The 286-nt window shown below is 55.9% G+C and carries 1 protein-coding gene; it reads left to right on the forward strand.

The window, feature by feature from the left end:
- Positions 1-286: N,N-dimethylformamidase beta subunit family domain-containing protein (locus tag EN853_RS34340; RefSeq protein ID WP_348632886.1), on the forward strand; the 286-nt coding region annotated here is incomplete at both ends.

Consider the following 286-nt stretch of genomic DNA (forward strand, 5'->3'; position numbering starts at 1 on the left):
GAGTTGTATCTGCACGATGACGATCTGGATGACGAGCAATGGAGAACGGACTTCGAGGTCGAAGCTCCCGCCGAAAGCTGGATATATGCCGTTCGCCTGAACCAGGGTGAAACCACCTACTACATTCCCTTCTACGTTCGCCCGGCCGCGGTCAGGAAACGGGTCCTGTTCGTCGCTCCCACGAACACTTATCTGGCCTATGGCAACGAGCATCTTTGGGAGGGCGAGCGCGGAGTCGCCCATCAAAAGATGATGAGTTTTCCGATCGTGCTGGACAAGGCGGAAA

The organism is Mesorhizobium sp. M1C.F.Ca.ET.210.01.1.1 (assembly GCF_004791585.1).
GTDB lineage: Bacteria > Pseudomonadota > Alphaproteobacteria > Rhizobiales > Rhizobiaceae > Mesorhizobium.